Origin of the sequence: Roseivirga sp. UBA1976 (assembly GCF_002336325.1) — a bacterium.
In the GTDB taxonomy this organism is placed as follows: domain Bacteria; phylum Bacteroidota; class Bacteroidia; order Cytophagales; family Cyclobacteriaceae; genus Roseivirga; species Roseivirga thermotolerans.
In genome coordinates this window covers 1-17,978 of the sequence record NZ_DDDQ01000159.1, presented here as the reverse complement: position 1 = coordinate 17,978, position 17,978 = coordinate 1, and the positions used below count along the sequence as shown (strand labels likewise).

18 protein-coding genes are annotated in these 17,978 nt (G+C 42.9%); 8 read left to right on the top strand and 10 right to left on the bottom strand.

The features are described 5' to 3' along the window. Positions 1-7 precede the first annotated feature (7 nt). From B3763_RS16140 to B3763_RS16120, 5 genes are all read right to left on the bottom strand, one after another. Complete coding sequence (locus B3763_RS16140; RefSeq protein WP_286747806.1) at positions 8-1,279, bottom strand: DASH family cryptochrome; 1,272 nt, start codon at positions 1,277-1,279, stop codon at positions 8-10. After that, positions 1,276-2,805: a cryptochrome/photolyase family protein gene (locus B3763_RS16135; RefSeq protein ID WP_286747804.1), complete on the bottom strand. Its 1,530-nt coding sequence runs from the start codon at positions 2,803-2,805 to the stop codon at positions 1,276-1,278. Before B3763_RS16135 ends, B3763_RS16140 begins: the two co-directional genes overlap by 4 nt. 47 nt (positions 2,806-2,852) lie before the next feature. Next, positions 2,853-3,017 carry a DUF2256 domain-containing protein gene (locus B3763_RS16130; protein ID WP_189631657.1) on the bottom strand — a complete coding sequence of 55 codons (165 nt, stop codon included), beginning with the start codon at positions 3,015-3,017 and terminating at the stop codon, positions 2,853-2,855. Positions 3,018-3,137: 120 nt separating this feature from the next. Then, positions 3,138-4,607, bottom strand: a complete 1,470-nt coding sequence (locus tag B3763_RS16125) for a cryptochrome/deoxyribodipyrimidine photo-lyase family protein (RefSeq protein WP_286747801.1) — start codon at positions 4,605-4,607, stop codon at positions 3,138-3,140. A gap of 41 nt (positions 4,608-4,648) precedes the next feature. Beyond that, the gene (locus B3763_RS16120; RefSeq protein ID WP_286747799.1) at positions 4,649-5,368 is read right to left on the bottom strand and encodes a hypothetical protein; all 720 of its coding nucleotides are present in this window, start codon (positions 5,366-5,368) and stop codon (positions 4,649-4,651) included. A gap of 44 nt (positions 5,369-5,412) precedes the next feature. Here B3763_RS16120 and B3763_RS16115 point away from each other — a divergent pair, with 44 nt between their 5' ends. The 4 genes from B3763_RS16115 to B3763_RS16100 all read left to right on the top strand — a co-directional run bounded on the left by B3763_RS16115 (position 5,413) and on the right by B3763_RS16100 (position 9,145). Then, positions 5,413-6,594, top strand: coding sequence for a methionine aminotransferase (locus tag B3763_RS16115; RefSeq protein WP_286747798.1), 1,182 nt, complete (start codon positions 5,413-5,415; stop codon positions 6,592-6,594). A gap of 210 nt (positions 6,595-6,804) precedes the next feature. Continuing rightward, positions 6,805-7,506: a ceramidase domain-containing protein gene (locus B3763_RS16110; RefSeq protein ID WP_286747796.1), complete on the top strand. Its 702-nt coding sequence runs from the start codon at positions 6,805-6,807 to the stop codon at positions 7,504-7,506. A gap of 75 nt (positions 7,507-7,581) precedes the next feature. Beyond that, the gene (locus B3763_RS16105; RefSeq protein ID WP_286747794.1) at positions 7,582-8,811 is read left to right on the top strand and encodes an NAD(P)-dependent malic enzyme; all 1,230 of its coding nucleotides are present in this window, start codon (positions 7,582-7,584) and stop codon (positions 8,809-8,811) included. A gap of 52 nt (positions 8,812-8,863) precedes the next feature. Beyond that, positions 8,864-9,145, top strand: coding sequence for a DUF427 domain-containing protein (locus tag B3763_RS16100; RefSeq protein ID WP_189631651.1), 282 nt, complete (start codon positions 8,864-8,866; stop codon positions 9,143-9,145). Positions 9,146-9,244: 99 nt separating this feature from the next. On the opposite strand, the gene B3763_RS16095 is transcribed toward B3763_RS16100, so the two are convergent. The 5 genes from B3763_RS16095 to B3763_RS16075 form a co-directional block, all read right to left on the bottom strand. Next, complete coding sequence (locus B3763_RS16095; RefSeq protein ID WP_189631650.1) at positions 9,245-10,951, bottom strand: alanine/glycine:cation symporter family protein; 1,707 nt, start codon at positions 10,949-10,951, stop codon at positions 9,245-9,247. A 160-nt stretch (positions 10,952-11,111) separates the two neighbouring features. Continuing rightward, positions 11,112-11,507, bottom strand: coding sequence for a Dabb family protein (locus B3763_RS16090; protein WP_286747791.1), 396 nt, complete (start codon positions 11,505-11,507; stop codon positions 11,112-11,114). A 36-nt stretch (positions 11,508-11,543) separates the two neighbouring features. Then, positions 11,544-12,101 (bottom strand): peptide deformylase, encoded by a 558-nt coding sequence (gene def / locus B3763_RS16085; protein WP_189631648.1) that lies wholly within the window; start codon positions 12,099-12,101, stop codon positions 11,544-11,546. Continuing rightward, entirely contained in the window at positions 12,098-12,514 is a 417-nt protein-coding gene (ruvX, locus tag B3763_RS16080) for a Holliday junction resolvase RuvX (protein WP_189631647.1), read from the bottom strand. Before ruvX ends, def begins: the two co-directional genes overlap by 4 nt. Beyond that, positions 12,514-13,266, bottom strand: a complete 753-nt coding sequence (locus B3763_RS16075; protein WP_286747788.1) for a hemerythrin domain-containing protein — start codon at positions 13,264-13,266, stop codon at positions 12,514-12,516. The genes ruvX and B3763_RS16075 overlap by 1 nt, the downstream gene beginning before the upstream one ends. 164 nt (positions 13,267-13,430) lie before the next feature. Between B3763_RS16075 and B3763_RS16070 the strand changes: the two genes are divergently transcribed. The 4 genes from B3763_RS16070 to B3763_RS16055 form a co-directional block, all read left to right on the top strand. Beyond that, the gene (locus tag B3763_RS16070; RefSeq protein ID WP_286747786.1) at positions 13,431-15,080 is read left to right on the top strand and encodes a S41 family peptidase; all 1,650 of its coding nucleotides are present in this window, start codon (positions 13,431-13,433) and stop codon (positions 15,078-15,080) included. 40 nt (positions 15,081-15,120) lie between these two features. Beyond that, positions 15,121-15,612: a nuclear transport factor 2 family protein gene (locus B3763_RS16065; RefSeq protein WP_189631644.1), complete on the top strand. Its 492-nt coding sequence runs from the start codon at positions 15,121-15,123 to the stop codon at positions 15,610-15,612. Positions 15,613-15,752: 140 nt separating this feature from the next. After that, entirely contained in the window at positions 15,753-16,163 is a 411-nt protein-coding gene (locus B3763_RS16060) for an HYC_CC_PP family protein (protein ID WP_189631643.1), read from the top strand. Positions 16,164-16,338: 175 nt separating this feature from the next. Beyond that, positions 16,339-17,978, top strand: a 1,640-nt coding sequence (locus B3763_RS16055; RefSeq protein ID WP_286747784.1) for an efflux RND transporter permease subunit, incomplete at its 3' end; no start/stop codon positions are given.

The following is a 17,978-nucleotide window of genomic DNA, read 5'->3' as shown; positions in this document are numbered from 1 at the left end:
ATTAGGCTTAATTAGCCCACAACTCCTGGTACTCTCCTTTGGGGTCGTACATCTCTTTTTGACGTTCAATGTTGAACTCTCTACCTCCTCTTGGGTCGTTTCCAACTCCGGCAATGTAAATCCAATTACCGTAGTTTGAACATGGGTCGTAGTCTATCAGCATTTTCTCGAAATAGGCAGCTCCTAGCCTCCAGTCAATCTTCATTTGGTGCATTAGGTATGAGGCTACATTTTGCCTTCCTCTGTTGCTCATAAACCCCGTGGCATTCATTTCCCGCATATTGGCATCAACAAAAGGTTCATCTGTTTTACCATCTCGCCATAAGTGAAAAAGTTTATCAGATCCCCAGTCGATTTTATCTTCACCCAAAATTCCTTTTCTCTGATAAATCTGATTGCCGTATTTCTTAGCCACAAAGTGGAAGTAATCGCGCCAAACCAGTTCGAAAACCAACCAATAGGTTGAGCTGTTTTTCTTTACGTACTTCTCGAATTTCTTTACTTCCCAATAGATTTGTCGTGGTGAAATACAACCATGAGCCAACCAAGGAGAGAACTTGCTGCTGTAATCACCTCCAATAAGGCCATTACGCGTTTGCTTATAGTTACCTAGCAACTCGTTATCCCATAAATAATAATTCAACCTATCATTGGCTGCTTTAGCTCCTCCAAGAAACTGAATAACCGACCTATCATCTTCTTCAACGGGCTCAAAGCCTAAGTCTTCCAGAGAAGACACTTCCGAACCGAACCCTTGGGGTGAATGAATTTGCAAAGGTGCTTCTAGTAGTTTTCTTACATCGGCCTTTTTCTCAACCGACTTTCTGAACTGCGTGAATATATCTGGAAGTTCATCTAAATGATAAGGCAGATCATTAAGATGATAGAGTGTTTCACCCCAAATAAACTTGGTGTTTATGGTTTTTGTGAGTTCATTCTCCACCTGCTCTTCATCATAAGCAGAAGACTTTTGAGCATAAAGCACATCGCAATTATAGGTTTTCCTGATATCGTTAAGAACAGTAACTGTATCTCCAACTTTAATCAATAAGTCTGAGCCTAGTTGTTGTAAATGAGCTTTAAGATCCTCCAGCGATTCCAAGAGAAATTTAAGACGATGAGAGCCCATTCTTTCAATACCCCACTGCTCTCCCCTCAATAGGCTCTCATCAAAAACATAAACGGGCAAAACCTCTGGATTCTCCTCAACAGCCTTGTTTAAGACTTCATTATCCTCCAACCTCAAATCGTTCCGAAACCAGTAAATCGCCCTGCTCATATTTCCTCTATCGTATTCAGGTACTTAGCCGCTTGTTCAATGATTTGGTTTTTCTTTTCAGTAGAATTTTTATCCCAAACCCGGTAAATCATGCTCATTCGATGATTCTTCTCGAGCTTCTCTCTATTTCTGTCGAGAAAATCCCAGTATAGACTGTTGAACGGACAGGCCTTCTCACCTAATTTCTCCTTGTACTTGTAATGACATGAACCACAGTAATGACTCATTTTATGCATGTAATTAGCCGAAGAAACGTAGGGCTTAGTAGCCACCACACCACCATCGGCAAACTGACTCATTCCTCTAGTATTGGTAATTTCTACCCACTCAATTGCATCTATGTAAATACCGAGATACCATTGATCTACTTCATCGGGATCTATACCCGCCAACAGCGCAAAATTCCCAGTTACCATCAATCGCTGAATATGGTGTGCATAAGCATAGTCCAAAGATTGTCCGATGGTGTGAGAAAGACACTTCATTTTGGTTTCACCTGTCCAAAACCAGTCTGGTAGTTTTCTCTTATGGTTGAAGAAGTTTTCTTTGGCATAATCGGGCATATATTTCCAATAGATGCCTCGCATATACTCTCGCCAACCTAGTATTTGCCTAATAAAGCCCTCAATTGCTGAAAGCGGAACTCCCTCATTATTCCGCCCATATTCTTCAGCTTTTCGAATAATCTCTTCTGGAGAAAGGATTTTCGAATTCAGTAAGAAAGATATTCTTGAGTGGAAAAGTGACCATCCTTTGGTAGTCATGGCATCTTGATACTTACCGAAAAATGGCATACAATCATTTAGGAAGAAGTCGAAGAGTTTTAACCCTTCTTCCCTTGTTACGGGCCACAGAAAATCTTTAGAATCAACATTCCCTATTGTTTTAACACCTCTTTCCTCTAATAGCTCAACCAAGTCTGTCACATCCCTTTGAAATGACATTGGTTCAGGAACATAGGTGTCTTCTGGCATTTTGTTCCTGTTGTCATGGTCGTAATTCCATTTACCACCAACAGGATCACCTCCGTCCATTAGCACCTTATGCTTTTTGCGCATGCTTCTGTAGAATGACTCCATGAGCAACTGCTTTTTACCTTCAAAAAAGTCAGCAAGGTCAGTTCTGGAAGTCATGAAGTGCTCTGTATCGAAGGCTTCGAAATCAGCATCTATTGCTCCGCAATACCCCTGAAGCTGTTTATCAAGCCTGTATTCATCAGGCAACTGGTATTCGAACTTTTCAATTTTGTGCTCCTCTATTATCCAAGAAAGATTATCTGTTAATGACTGCTTATTCCTTTCATCATCCAGCTTTAGGTAAAGCACTTGATGTCCTTGCTTTTCCAAACGATCAGCAAACGCTCGCATGGCTAGAAAGAATGCAATAACCTTTTGAATATGATGTGTGGTGTAGGTTAGCTCCTGCCCCATTTCCATCAATACATAAAGCGTATTCCCCTCTTTCTCTTGATACCAAGAGTGTTGGTGATTCAGCTGATCTCCTAGAATTAGTCTTAGTCTCCTCATTTACTTGCGTCACCCTCTTCCGATAGTTCGGGATTATTTCAGGGACTTTAAAGTTTAGATGCTGAAACAAGTTCAGCATGACGGTTTCTGTTTCTTCTGCATTTTTCTGAACAGTAAACCACTTCTTGCCAGCAGTTTCTCCATTTCTTGCGCCACTCAAAGGGGCGATTGCAAACAGGGCAAATCTTGGTTGGCAACTGTCCTTTTTTCATTGATGGGATAACTATATCCCAATAGAATAGTTTAATAGATCAACTCATCACCCTGAATTCATCTTAGGGTACTTCAAATAGATACCGAAGCAAGTTCGGCATGACGCAGCCCATGAACAGTTATTGCATTCGCCTCCCCGGAATGGTATGCTTTTTTAGGATGCGGTAGTTTTCTTTTCTCACTTCAGCATGATTGCGATGTGACCACAGTGCTTTTCTAGCTCTTTCAGCCGCGGCTTTAACATCTGCCACCGGCTTAAGGTCTTCGGGGTTTATATTCAGCATACGCGCCTCCAAAGGTGGCATTTGCCAAGGCTCATGAATGTATTCAGAAGGAACGCCAGAGAGCTCTGGCACCCATTTCTTGATAAACTTTCCTTCAGGATCATGATCTTGGCTTTGCTTGATGGGATTGTAAATTCTGATGGTATTTATGCCAGTCATCCCGGCTTGCATCTGAAACTGTGGGTAGTGAATACCAGGCACAAAATCTAAAAACTGTGAAGCCAAGTACTGGGCTCCTTCTTTCCAATGCTGCCATAAATGGTGCGTAAGAAAACTTACAAGCATGGCTCTCATTCTGAAATTAATATAGCCTGTCTCCTTTAAACACCTCATACAAGCATCTACCAATGGCACTCCAGTTTTGCCATCTTTCCAAGCTTGAATCAGCGCTGGTTTTTCTTCCTTCTCTAAGAAATCATATCCCCGGTTGATGTTCTCAAACTCGTAACGGTCTTCCATTTCGAACTTTTGCACAAAGTGTGCATGCCACTGAAGTCTAGAACCAAAGTTGGCCGACTGCCTTTTGAAGCCAAATTGATCTTTAGCAGTTAATCTCGCCTGATAGACTTCTCTGAGACTCAAATTCCCCCAAGCTATATAAGGAGATAAGCGGCTGCAGCCTTTTCTGCTTTCTTCGGGTTTTGAGATTGACTTAGAATAATGCTGCACTCTATCGGTCAAGAAGCTCTTCATATACTTCTTCCCTACTGAAGTACCTCCTTTTTGGAAATTGGGATTGTAAGATTGAAACTCTTTAGGAACCGGCTTACCGAACTTCTGCCTTACAGACTCAGCGAGTTCAATTGTTTGGAGTTTTTCTAAATCTGGCCGATCCAAAGCAGACTTCATGTAACCATGAAACTCTTTCAACCAATCTTTCCGGTTTTTAGCCCCGCGTAACACACCATTATGCAAATACTCATTCCATTGCACTCCATTCTGACCGCAGAATTTCTTCACCCACTTGTCCAGATCATAAGTAACCTTAAGTCCGCTTTCTTGGTGAGAGTATATAGACTTTAGATGATAGATATTAGAGAAGTAGGTTAACAATTCTCGAAAATCGACATAAAAAACCTCAACCTGATGACCTAGGGGCTTGAGGATTTCATTCATATCCTTAATAGATTCACAGATAAATCGCCAATGTCGCACATCATAATGTGGATCTGTAATCAGTTCTGGGTCGAAACAGTAAAGCAGAAGCAGCTTATCTCCAGACTCAATCGCTCTTCTCAGAGGCAAGTGATCTGTGAGTCGAAGATCTCGCTTAAACCAGACAATGGAAACTTCCTGCTTTGGCATAAAGCTATAAAGCAGGTTGAAGGAAAATGTTTAGGACTTAATCAGTTTTTTAACTCTAAATCTATTTGGCTAATCAATTCCTTAGCATTGGAGAGCATTAACTCGTAACGCGGGCTATCTTCATCGGCATAGCGTTGAATAATTCCTAAAAGGTGAGGTTCTGTGAAAAACCATTTCAATGCGGAATTCATTTGAGGTTCTTCTTCTAACTCTAGGCCTAATTGTTTGGCCGAAGTCCATTTAAGGACGTGTGCCACCTCTTTACTCGATGAATTATAAAGTTCAACCTCCATGTTTTCTATGAAATTATTGAGGCTGTTTTCTTCCAATAGTGTTTTTGAATAAGAGGTGTAATAGGCAAAAAGTGCATCTTCTAAGGTAGTACCTTGCAAGTCTTTTATAAAGCCTGAACTCTTTAAGGCTTCAAACCCCGATTGGTCTATCACAACATATTGTTCGGCCAAAATCTGTAACGACCCTAGAAGGGTTTCTTCAGAATATTCATCGTGAATGGCCATATTCAGGTGATTCAAGGCTAGTTCATGAAAGCTCTTGTAACGACTATCCGTTTCTGCAATACTTGCCGTATCACTAACCACATTCTTCCTAATGGTTTCCAAGTACCCTTCCAACTGTTCCCTTTCTCTTTTATTCTGACTCCAATTATCAAACCCCATGGCCAAGCTGATCCCTATGAAAATGAGCACAATTTCACCAAGGGCATATTTCCAATTGAACTTAAAATTTGGCTTTCTTTTCATCTGCCTACACTTAAACAATCCCTAATCTAGTCCTTTCTTTTCAATTGAAGTTTGTCAAAGGTTCTTCGCATGCCTATATTCCAACCATGCAAATTGAATCGAAACTACCCAACGTTGGGATCACCATATTCACCAAAATGTCGAAAATGGCTCAGGATTACGGAGCCATTAACCTCTCTCAGGGGTTTCCTGATTTTGACGTTGCGCCTGAGCTGATAGACCGGGTGCATTACTACATGAAAAAAGAAATGAACCAATATCCACCTATGGCCGGAGTAGCCTCTTTGCGAACCGCCATTGCGGACAAAGTGCAAAGGTGCTATGATGTGACCATTAAGGATACAGAGGTATTAGTGACTTGTGGTGCTATAGAAGCCATTTTTAATAGCATTAGTGCTCTGGTGCATTCGGGAGATGAGGTGATTATCATGAACCCTGCCTATGATGCCTATGAAGTCATTATCAACTTGCAGGGAGCAAAAGCCGTGGGGGTGAATTTGCGGCCCGAAGATTACAGCATCGATTGGGAAGCGGTAGAACAGTCTGTCACTGCCAAAACCAGAATGATCATTATCAACTCTCCACACAACCCTAGCGGAGCCATTTTGACAGAAGACGATTTAATTGCGCTGGAAAAAATAACGGAAGGCACCGAAATACTCGTTCTGTCCGATGAAGTGTATGAACACATTGTATTCGATGGTCAGGAGCATCACTCCGTACTCAGGTCGGAAAAACTGAGAAAGCGGTCGGTGGCTACCTTCTCCTTTGGCAAAACTTTTCATGCTACCGGTTGGCGCCTTGGCTATCTTGTTGCTCCTGAATCTCTAATGGCCGAAATCGTAAAAATCCATCAGTACAATACCTTTACCATACATGCACCAAGTCAATATGCCGTGGCCGACTATCTGGCCATACCCGACAACTATCTGAGCATAAGCTCCATGTATCAACAAAAGAGAGACTTTTTTCTGGCAGCCCTCAAAGACAGCAAGTTCAAGGCTATTCAATCGAACGGAACATACTTCCAGCTATTAGACTATAGCCAAATTAACGACAAGCCCGACATAGAAATGGCCGAGTGGCTAACAAAAGAAGTTGGAGTTGCGGCCATTCCTACTTCCGTGTTTTATCAGAGCGGAGAAGATCGCAATGTGCTTAGGTTTTGCTTTGCAAAAAACGAGACAACCTTAAAAGCCGCTGCAGAAAAGCTAAAGGCTCTATAAACTTCATACTTGCCCTACTGAGCCGCTCCCACACCACATCAGTACCAGCCTGCTTGAAAATAGGAGAAACGAAAGGGGGCTGAAAGTTAGAAGAGGATGTATTGAGTCTGAGAAAGTGTTAAACTATTCTGCCGCCTGTCTGTCGAAACCAAAAGAAAACTCAAACTTTTTCGCAACTTTCAGTCGACTAAACAAGTTCTAAGCACAGTTATGTATTTAGGTCCGGAACAAATAACCGATGGAGGCCCATGGTATGCCGAAACTCATATCACAGACAGCTTAATTGTAGAACCCTGGAATGCCTTTTCATCGCTGGCCATCGCAGCCCCTGCGGTCTATTATCTATGGAAAATTCGTAAAAACCCGCTTCAGTATGGTTTTTTATTAGCCTGTATTCCATTGCTCTTTCTTAATGGTTTGGGCAGTACGCTTTTTCACGGATTAAGGAGTTCACGCATTTTTCTCCTCATGGACTTTATGCCCGCTCTTGCCCTAACCTTAGTCATAAGCATTTACTTCTGGATTAAAGCTTTACCAAAATGGTGGATGGGCATAATCGCTGTTACCCCGGTTTTCCTTATGCGCCTGGGAGTAATTGATCTTGTTCCGGGACAAAGGGGGATAAACACCTCCTACATGATCAGCGGAATTGCCTTTCTCCTCCCTGTTTTCCTTATTCTAAGAAAATATCATTTTAAAAAAACTGCTCAGATAATAATTAGTGCCATTTGCTTTGTTCTGGCCATTTACTTCAGGCAAGTAGATAAACAGTTTACAGATATTATCCCCTTTGGGACTCACTTTCTGTGGCACATATTTTCAGGCATTGGCGCATTTCTTCTGGCAGACTACCTCTATTTTATGAGAACCCAAGAACTCAAAGCAGTCAATAAACTGCCTGAAGGCTCTTAAAAACAAACAATAGAATGGTCTTCTGCCTTTTTAAGAGGCTAATCCCTTAACTTTGACCCCTTGATTTAAATTTGTATGGAAGAAGTATACAAGAAGTCTGTAGAACTGCATGAAGAGATGCAGGGTAAGATTGAAATGGTGAACAAGATTGCAGTAGACAGCAAAGAAAAACTTTCGCTCGTTTACTCACCGGGCGTGGCCCAACCTTGTCTAGAAATTGAGAAGAACCCAGAAAGAGCTTACGACCTTACCATAAAAGGCAATACCATAGCGGTAGTGACAAATGGCACTGCTGTTTTAGGACTTGGTGATATTGGCCCCTTGGCCTCTCTTCCGGTAATGGAAGGCAAGGCCATGTTGTTCAAGAAGTTTGCCGGAATCAATGCTGTTCCTATTTGTATTGACAGTAAAAACACCCGTCATATCATTGAAACCATCCGAAGAATTTCACCCGCTTTTGGAGGCATTAACCTGGAAGATATTGCCGCTCCGGAAAGCTTTGAGATTGAGGAAAAACTGCAAGACATTGGCATTCCGGTGTTTCATGACGACCAGCATGGAACAGCCATTGTTACTCTGGCAGCACTCATCAACGCCTGTAAAGTAACCAACAAGAAACTCACCGAGCTAAAGGTAGTGATCAATGGAGCCGGTGCGGCCGGTATAGCCATTGCCAAATTGCTCCGCTGTTTTCATATCGACTCCCCACTATGTCAATCAGTAAAAACACTTATTGTGTGCGATTCTCAGGGAGCCATTCACCGTTTTAGAAACGACCTTAATAAGGCCAAAACAGAATTACTTAAATACTCCAACTTCAACGATGTGGAAGGAGACATTCATGAAGTAATTAAGGGTGCCGATGTATTTATTGGGGTAAGTAAGGGAAATATTCTCACTAAGGAAGACATTCAACACATGGCCGAAAACCCTATTATTTTCGCCATGGCCAATCCTACACCTGAAATTATGCCAAAGGATGCCTATGAGGCCGGAGCGGCTATTGTAGGTACCGGAAGAAGTGACTTCCCTAACCAGATTAACAATGTACTGGCTTTTCCGGGCATATTTAAAGGAGCCCTAAAAGCTCGGGCAAGCACCATTAGCACCGAAATGAAGCTGGCTGCAGCTTATGCCATTGCCAATTCACTGGAAAATCCTACTGCTGAAATGGTGATTCCTTCTGCTCTGGATTCTTCTCTGGCCCAGGTAGTAGCCGATGCGGTAGAAAAAGCTGCACATTCAGAAAAAGAGCTCGAACGTCAGATAGCCGAAGCTGAAGCACAATTTGGCGAAGATCAGTAGCCCCTGCTGAACCCAAAAGGCCTTATCTTGTTCACTTTGTAAACATAGAACTATGAAGGCAATTTGGAACAATCAGATTTTAGCGGAAAGTAATGACACCATTGTTATAGAAGGAAACCATTACTTTCCGCCTCAATCCATCAACAAAACATTCTTTAAGCCGAGTAATACTCATACCCACTGTCCGTGGAAAGGCGAGGCCAGCTATTATAACCTGGAAGTAAACGGAAAGATAAACCAGGACGCAGCTTGGTACTACCCTGTAACCAAAGAAGCTGCTAAACCCATTGAAGGTTATATTGCCTTTTGGAAAGGAGTCGAGGTAATACCCTAATTCCCATAGACCTAAGCAAAAAATTGCTCCCTTTTTTACAAAAAAAGCCAGGCGTTCCGGCCTGACTTCTGTTATGTTTTGTTGGAGTTCTTTTACGCGCTACTCTGGCGTTTTCTCTTGAGGATATTCCTTCTTGAAGCCATCCCAATACTCTTTAATGGTTAGCTTCATTTCTTTTCTCAAGAGTAAAATGCCCAAGAGGTTGGGTAAGGTCATGAGAGCTATAGCAATAGCAGCAATAGTCCAGATAATGGTGGTATCGGCAATTGACGCCACAAAGAAACCAGCCACATATAATACCCTGTAGTACTTTACGGAACCAGACCCTGCCAGAAACGTCATAGCTCTATCTCCATAATAAGACCATGAAATGGCCGTGCTAAAAGCAAAAAGCAAAAGCCCTATAGAAACTATGTACTGACCATAATCGCCAAACCAACCTTTTGTGAAGGCTATAGCCGTTAGTGGCGAGCTATGAACCAATGATTTTCCGTAGAACGAAATACTGGCATCTTGCAAAACACCGTTCTTTATCTCTACTTCACCAGTCAATGGAGGCCCTCCAAAGTACTCATTCACAGTTACATCTTCCGCAACCGATCGCGCATGAATAACCGTAACATCACTCACAATTTTACCATTCTCCACCTGTAGCATACCATCGAATACCGGCAAAGGGTTTTCTCCGGAAAGGTGCTCCTTCAATGCTTTTCTGTCCTCTTTTACATCGTCCGAATAATCAGCACCCGCTATAATAGACATATCCGTTACAGCGAAGTCGTTGTAATGTTTTTCTTGCCATGCACCGGAAGAAAGCAGGGTAAGCCCGGTAATAGAACAAATAATTATGGTATCGATAAAAGGCTCAAGAATGGCTACCATACCTTCCGAAACAGGCTCATGAGCCTTTGCAGAGGCGTGTGCGATAGGAGCTGAACCCTGACCCGCTTCATTAGAAAACAAACCTCTACCTACCCCCACATTGAAGGCATAGGCAATGGTTGCTCCCAAAAAACCACCTGTAGCTGCTGTGGTGGTAAACAAGCTGGTAAATACCGAGCTAATTGCGGGTATTATGTTGCCGGCATTGGCAAAAATCACCGAGAAACAGCCTATGAAATAAACTACGGCCATAGCGGGCACCAATCGTTCCGTTACAGCGGCAATTCTTTTGATTCCACCAATAATTACCACGGCCAGAATTACAGACAATACAGCTCCGGTTATCCATGGTTCAATCTGAAAAGTAGACTTTACGGCCCCGGCAATACTGTTGATCTGAGGCATATTGCCCGTTCCGAAAGAGGACAACACAGTGGCTCCCGCAAATATGGCAGCCAACCAACCTAGCTTAAACGACTTATTGCCAATTTTAAATTGGGCATTCTTCATGTAATACATTGGACCACCGGCCATAGAGCCATCGGCAGTCTTCTCTCTATACTTATGAGAGAGAGTAACCTCAACAAACTTGGTACACATACCAATTGCGGCAGTCATGACCATCCAAAAGAGTGCTGCCGGCCCTCCAAGGTGAAGAGCTAAGGCCACCCCGGCAATGTTTCCGGTACCTACCGTTCCGGAGAGTGCGGTGGTTAAGGCCTGAAAGTGAGAAGTATCGCCTTCATCGCCTTCTTTATCATATTTACCTCTTACAACATTGAAGGCAAATCTGAAATACCTGATCTGAGGAAATTTGAGGTAGATTGTGAAAAAAAGTCCGGTCCCCAGTAACACAAAAGGAAACCAGTCTGAACTTCCGATCCAACTGTCGACAGTGGTCAGAATTTCGTTTAATCGCTGCATAAATGGGTAGGTTTAGTTTTTTGGATGCTGCAAAAATAGGGATTATCCCTTGCCAACAAAGGCGAATTGGGTTTAAGCGGGTCTGTTTATATAATTGGCACCAATAGGCCAGGCCATAGAGCCCGGTACTGGTACGGGCTCACTTTTAAGAACAATTGAATCAATGTTCAATATCGGTAACCATTACCCGTTGCCACAAGTGTTGATGTCTCTCGATCATTTCCAGATGTAATGGGTGCTTCTGATAATACTCTTGGTCTTCCAGGTTTTTAAAATGGAAGACCACAGCATAATCATAAGTATTCTCTATTACTTCTCTGGTAGTATTAGCCGGTTTGCCGGTATAAAAAGCTCGAACCGTTTCTATATCGGCCAACTTTTCACAATCGGCCTTAAACGCTTCCACCTCCTGTTCAGAAACACCTTCTTTGAGCCAGAAGTAGGCCGTATGTATAAAAGGGTGTTCCAGCGCTTTCTCATCAGTATTTTGCATACTGCTGTTGGGCTCACAGCCAAAAATAAGCACAAGTAAGCCTATTAAAAAGATTCGATTCATAACAAGTGTATTTGCTATGAAGATAGAAAATGCAGCTTATTTCTTGAGCGGAAACTTCATGCGATATTTAATATCTACATTTCCTTTAGAAATATTCACGAGCTTGGCTCTCAACATTTGTTTTTTGAGTCCTTTAATATAATCCGTAAACAGCACCCCATCCAGATGATCATATTCATGCTGAATCACTCTGGCTGTCAGGCTATCGAACTCTTCTTCGTGGGGGGTCCACAGTTCGTCAAAATAGCGAATGGTAAGTTTCTCGGGCCTTAATATATCGGCATGCACATCGGGTATGCTCAGGCAACCTTCTTCAAAGGCCCATTCATTGCCATACTCGTCCAATATTTCGGGGTTAATGAAGGCCCTCTTGATCCCCGTACCCTCTTCTTCATCGCCCATTTGAGTAGAGTCGATAACGAATATTCTGTACGACAAACCAATTTGCGGAGCGGCCAACCCTACTCCATTGGCATTGTACATGGTCTCGTACATGTTTTCTACCAACTGGGTGAGGTCTTCCGAATCGCGTGGGTAATCTTCTGCTTCTTTTCTTAAAATATTGTCTCCGTATGCTAGAATCGGATAAATCATATGCCTTTACTTTCGAGGTAGGACTGTAGAATAATAGATGCACTAATTTTATCTACGTTCCCCTTCTCTCTTCTATCTTTCTTCTTCATTCCTCCGGCAATCATGGCATCAAGTGCCATTTTGGAGGTAAATCTTTCGTCATGCAAATAAACGGGTTTTTCGGGAAACTGCTTTTTAAGAAGGTTACGAAATTGCTTTACCAGGGGTGTGGCATTCGTATCTTCTCCATTCAGTTTTTTGGGCATTCCCAATACAAAAGACTCAATACCTTCTGCAGCATCATAGGCCTTTAAAAAAGCAATAACATCTTTGGAATGCACCGTTTCCAGTGGCGATGCAATAATCTGAAGAGGGTCTGTTACGGCCAGTCCTACCCTTTTACTGCCATAATCTATGGCTAATATTCTACCCATTAATTGTGTTTCGCGAGGTCGTAAAATTTAAGCTTCACCAAACGTTCCAACTGGAGCGCTTTCGGAAATAAAATCTCGTTTTCAATTTTCGCGTGCAAGATGAGGTCTTTTTCCAGCCTTTCCAACTCACTGTAAAGCACTTTAATCTGAAGGTCGGCTTCTTCACAGTAGGTGTAATTATTCGTAAACTTTCTAAATCCCTCCATTTCATTGTCGTGAACCTCGTGGTCTAAAGCAAATTCTTTGACCGAGTACTTTTCCATTAAGTAAAAGACCTCCGAACTGGGCACATCATCTTTTAGAAAGCGAGAGAGCTGGCTTACATAAGAAAAGAAGGTGTCTTCTTCTTCATATATATGTTCTATAAAATCTTCAACAAAGAGAGGAAAAACAGACTTTAGATCTGCAGAAAGCGACTGATATCTAAAATTCACTGTCTGAAGCCCATCAATAAGCTGAGCGATATAGGGAATTCGCTTTTTTACAAAAAGATAATGGGCATGCTTAAGGTATTCAACCATCAGTTCTACAGGAAAAGACTGCAGTTGTTTTTTGGTTGTACCATTATTATCGGATACCAGCTCCATGGCCTTCATTACCGACTCGGCCCTGAGCCCATGCCTTGAGCAAACATCTTCCAACGTTTCCGTCTTGTAATCGTAAAACTTTACGCCAAAATAGTAAAGCACAGAGGCTCTGATGTGGCTCTCTGTAACAAGGTCGTTTATAGTTCGTTTTAAAAGATTTTCCATTTGCTCAGCGTGTTTAACGAAACTAACAATTTTGATTCAGACTTGGAATGTAGAACTTACATTTTTGGTTAAACACAAAACAACACAAGTCGTTACTATCATACCATGACATTTGCCCATGTTTTTGACAGGTTTATCTATTTTTGCCGATTAAATTCTTTATTGTGAGCGATTACAAAAACTCTTCATATCATATCAGGCTTCCTATTTTACTCACCGTGGCTGTGCTGGCCGGAGTTCTCATTGGAGCCAATTTTGCCGAACCAAAGGCTAATAGAAAGTATCAGGCTTCTATTCAGAAGTTTACCCAGCTGATGGAGTACATCGAAAATGACTATGTAGACTCTGTGAATACGGCAAGCCTGCTGGAAGAAACCATAGAAACCATACTCGATAAGCTCGACCCTCACACGGTGTACATTCCGCCAAAAGATGCCGAACTGGCCCAGTCGCAGCTCAGAGCCACTTATGACGGTATTGGGGTTGAATTTAATTTACTGCGCGATACCCTCTATGTGGTGACACCTCTTTCCGGAGGACCCTCTGAGAAAGCCGGTATTCAGGCGGGAGATAAAATTGTAACGGTAGATGGTGAAAACATTGCCGGTATAGGGCTCAATAACCGCATGGTTTTCGATATGCTCCGGGGGCCTAGAGGTTCTCAGGTAACCGTTGGGGTAGTACGAAAAAATGAAGATGAAATTCTCGAGTTTGAGCTCACCAGAGGAGCAATTGCCCAAACATCGCTCGATGCCAGCTACATGATTGATGATAAAATTGGGTATATCAAAGTAAATCGTTTTGCAGAAAGCACCTACAGGGAGTTTAAAGCCGCACTCACTGAACTCAAAGCCAAGGGTATGACTCAACTTATTTTGGACCTTCAAAATAACTCGGGAGGCTATATGAGTGCTGCCATAGGTATTTCCGATGAATTTCTCGGAGAGAATGCACTCATTGTAAGCCAAAAAGGACAAAGCGCAAAGTATGATAGTGAAGCTCGAGCCACCAAAGACGGAGCTTTTCAGGAAGGAGCCCTTATGGTACTCATTAACGAAGGTTCGGCCTCAGCCTCAGAAATTGTGGCGGGAGCTTTACAAGACAATGACAGAGCACTTATTGTTGGTAGAAGATCGTTCGGCAAGGGCCTTGTTCAATTACCCTTCGACCTTAACGATGGTTCCGAATTACGCATGACCATCGCCCGGTATTACACCCCAAGCGGCCGCTCCATTCAAAAACCTTACGAAGACGGTGAAGAAACCTACAACAATGACTACTACGACCGCTATGTTTCGGGAGAATTGTTCTCTCAAGACAGTGTGCACTTCGATGAAAACCTGGCTTATGAAACCACCGGAGGCCGTACCGTTTATGGTGGAGGTGGAATAATGCCAGACTACTTTGTGGGGCTGGACACTACCGATAACAGCGCTTATGTGAACCGCCTGGTGGCCAACAATACGATAAGGGAGTATACGCTGGACTTCCGCGACAACCACCCTGAGCTAAAAAACCAATCAGCAGAGGAGTTTCTAGCTACATTTGAAGTTACAGAAAGCATGCTCAAAGAAGTGGTTGCCCTGGGAGAAAAAAATGGAACTCGTTTTAACCAAAGGCAATTCAACAAGTCCAAAGATTTGATGAAATACCTGATTAAGGCTCGCATTGCCCGCGAGATCTATGGCGATGACAACGCATTCTACAAGGTCTTTAACCAAACCAATGAAATTTATCGCGAAGCTATAGACCTTTTTAAAAATCCTGAAAAGCTCAAAGAAAAGTCGAGCGGTGTTCTTTTGCAGAAAATGTAAAAGAACACCGGACTTCCATCGTTGTCGATAAAAAACAGGCATGAAAAGATTTTTACTCTGCACATTACTTCTTTGCTCTTCACCGCTGTGGGCTCAAACCGAAACAGACTCCATCAATCGAGATGTGTGGTACAACTTCATGCAGGCCTATCAGGATTTAGATGCCAGCCTTTTTAATCAGATTCACACCAATGACGTGATTCGTGTGGCAATAGACGGAAACCTATTGCTAGTTGGCCAACAGTATAAAGATCAGAATCTTGAAAATTTTAACCGTTGGAATCAAACCCGGGTGAAACAAAAAATAGAGTTTAGTTTTATCAGCAGAATCCAATCGGGTCTCTGGGCACACGAAACAGGCATTTATAAGCTTACCCGTTTTACTGATTCAGGATCTCAATCATATTATGGTAAGTTTCAGGTAATGCTCAAAAAAGTAGGTGATCGCTGGAAAATCTACATGGACTCTGATACCAACGAAGGAGGTAAGGTTGGTGAATCAGATTTTCAAAAAGGCGATATCTTGAGGTAATACCCCTTTCGACAGCAATCCTGATAGACCAATCTTAATAATACGGATACAATTGTTGTACTGCTCTGCCCCCCACTTCAACACATCCGAGCCTCCCAATCCAAACACTTTTTCAAAACATCCGCATATTTGCACAGTTCGTGAAAAAAACGGTTACCATAGGACTTACCATGCTATACCTGATAACATCCGTTGGGTTGTTATTTGGCCAACACCTATGCATGGGACGTGTGCAGGAAAAAGCCATCTTCAAAAAGGTGGAGTTTCGATGCGGTATGAGCATGGAAATGCACAAAGGAATGGAAGACTGTTGTGACGATGAGTGGACCCTTGAAATTGTTGATGACGAGCAACAAGTTACAGCCTTCCAAAAGGCTCCGCTGGCCAGCTATCATTTACTATTCGAAACCGGGTTCTCAGACCCTCTACTTTCTGCGGGAATTCACTTGAACGAACAGACTATTTTTGACACAGGCCCTCCAGAGGTAATACACCCCGACCTGTACCTTTTCTACCACAATCTCAAAATCCCTTCTGGTTTACAATCCTAAGGCGAAACCCTGTTCGTCATTCAGAAAGGGAAACAACAATCTGTTAGAGGTTCTATTCACTATTGTGCTGTTTGTTCCCTGCCGTTGAGCAATTTGTGCTGAATGATCATTGAATGGGTTCGCCAATCCTCATTGCTAAATGCAAAATTCAACTACGGATTGTAACACCAACAAAATGATCAATAACCTAATTAAATTTTTCTTGTATAACCGACTGGTAACTTTTCTGTTACTCGTGGTTCTTCTGGCCTGGGGGGTAGTAACCGCTCCGTTCGATTGGACAATAGGACTCCCCAAAGACCCTGTGCCTGTTGATGCCATTCCGGATATCGGTGAAAACCAACAAATTATTTTCACCGAATGGCCCGGCCGATCGCCTCAAGATATTGAAGATCAGATCACCTACCCCCTCACCTCTACCCTACTGGGACTTCCCGGTGTAAAAACCATTCGAAGCACCAGCATGTTTGGCTTTTCCTCTATCTACGTGATCTTCGAAGATGGTGTGGAATTTTATTGGAGCAGGAGCCGCATTTTAGAAAAACTAAACGCTCTTCCCAAAGGGTTGCTTCCTGAAGGAGCCCAACCCGCCTTAGGGCCAGACGCTACGGCTTTAGGACAGATATTTTGGTATACCATAGAGGGAAGAGACAAGAATGGCCGACCGGTAGGAGGCTGGGATCCTCACGAAATTCGCACCGTGCAGGACTATACTGTAAAGTATGCTCTTAACTCAGCCACCGGAGTTTCTGAGGTAGCCTCTGTCGGTGGTTTTGTGAAAGAATATCAGGTAGACATAGACCCAATTGCCATGAAAGGTTTTGGGGTGACTCTTGCTGAAATTGCTCGCGCTATTAAAGAAAGTAACCAGGATATTGGTGCCAAAACCATGGAAATAAACCAGGCTGAATACCTTGTACGCGGGCTGGGTTATGTAAAGAAACTAGAAGACCTGGAAAATGCGGTAGTAAAATCGGTTAACAACACTCCGATTCGAGTCAGGGATGTAGCCTTTGTTTCCATAGGGCCGGCCTCCAGAAGAGGAGCTTTAGACAAATCGGGAGCAGAAGCCGTTGGCGGTGTTGTGGTGGCCCGCTATGGTTCTAACCCCATGGAGGTCATTGAAAATGTGAAGAAAAAGATTGAAGAAATAAGCCCCGGTCTTCCCAGCAGGGTATTGGCCGATGGCACCGAATCTAAACTCACTATTGTACCGTTTTATGATCGCACTCAGCTAATCAAAGAAACCATTGGTACGCTGGAAGAAGCCTTGACACTGGAAATCATAATCACCATCGTAGTGGTTTTGGTTATGCTTCTCAACCTAAGAGCATCGGTACTTATATCTTCCTTACTGCCAATAGCCGTACTCATGTGCTTTATTGCCATGCGCTATTTGGGGGTAGACGCCAATATTGTTGCCCTATCGGGCATAGCCATTGCCATTGGCACTATGGTAGACGTAGGCATTGTTCTCACTGAAAACATTAGCCGCCATCTGGATATGGACAAAAAACAGCGGCTTGTAGACCTAATCTTCGAAGCCAGTAAAGAAGTGGCTCCGGCTATTATTACGGCCGTAATGACCACGGTCATTAGCTTTATCCCGGTATTTACACTAGAAGCAGCAGAAGGCAAACTGTTCAGACCTCTGGCCTATACCAAAACATTTGCCCTGGTCGCTGCTATTTTGGTAGCCTTACTCATTCTTCCCACGCTTGCCTATTGGTTTTTTGGCTTCAAACCCCGAAATGAGAAAATAAAACTGCTCATCAACACCATGATTGTTATAGTGGGTAGTGTGGCACTTTTCAA

Coding starts and splice junctions, on each gene's coding strand:
- B3763_RS16065 (WP_189631644.1), top strand. CDS start 15,121: ATGAAAAGATTTTTACTCTGCACATTACTTCTTTGCTCTTCACCGCTG.
- B3763_RS16140 (WP_286747806.1), bottom strand. CDS start 1,279: ATGAGCAGGGCGATTTACTGGTTTCGGAACGATTTGAGGTTGGAGGAT.
- B3763_RS16120 (WP_286747799.1), bottom strand. CDS start 5,368: ATGAAAAGAAAGCCAAATTTTAAGTTCAATTGGAAATATGCCCTTGGT.
- B3763_RS16090 (WP_286747791.1), bottom strand. CDS start 11,507: ATGAATCGAATCTTTTTAATAGGCTTACTTGTGCTTATTTTTGGCTGT.
- B3763_RS16105 (WP_286747794.1), top strand. CDS start 7,582: ATGGAAGAAGTATACAAGAAGTCTGTAGAACTGCATGAAGAGATGCAG.
- def (WP_189631648.1), bottom strand. CDS start 12,101: ATGATTTATCCGATTCTAGCATACGGAGACAATATTTTAAGAAAAGAA.
- B3763_RS16125 (WP_286747801.1), bottom strand. CDS start 4,607: ATGCCAAAGCAGGAAGTTTCCATTGTCTGGTTTAAGCGAGATCTTCGA.
- B3763_RS16130 (WP_189631657.1), bottom strand. CDS start 3,017: ATGAAAAAAGGACAGTTGCCAACCAAGATTTGCCCTGTTTGCAATCGC.
- B3763_RS16075 (WP_286747788.1), bottom strand. CDS start 13,266: ATGGAAAATCTTTTAAAACGAACTATAAACGACCTTGTTACAGAGAGC.
- ruvX (WP_189631647.1), bottom strand. CDS start 12,514: ATGGGTAGAATATTAGCCATAGATTATGGCAGTAAAAGGGTAGGACTG.
- B3763_RS16110 (WP_286747796.1), top strand. CDS start 6,805: ATGTATTTAGGTCCGGAACAAATAACCGATGGAGGCCCATGGTATGCC.
- B3763_RS16095 (WP_189631650.1), bottom strand. CDS start 10,951: ATGCAGCGATTAAACGAAATTCTGACCACTGTCGACAGTTGGATCGGA.
- B3763_RS16135 (WP_286747804.1), bottom strand. CDS start 2,805: ATGAGGAGACTAAGACTAATTCTAGGAGATCAGCTGAATCACCAACAC.
- B3763_RS16100 (WP_189631651.1), top strand. CDS start 8,864: ATGAAGGCAATTTGGAACAATCAGATTTTAGCGGAAAGTAATGACACC.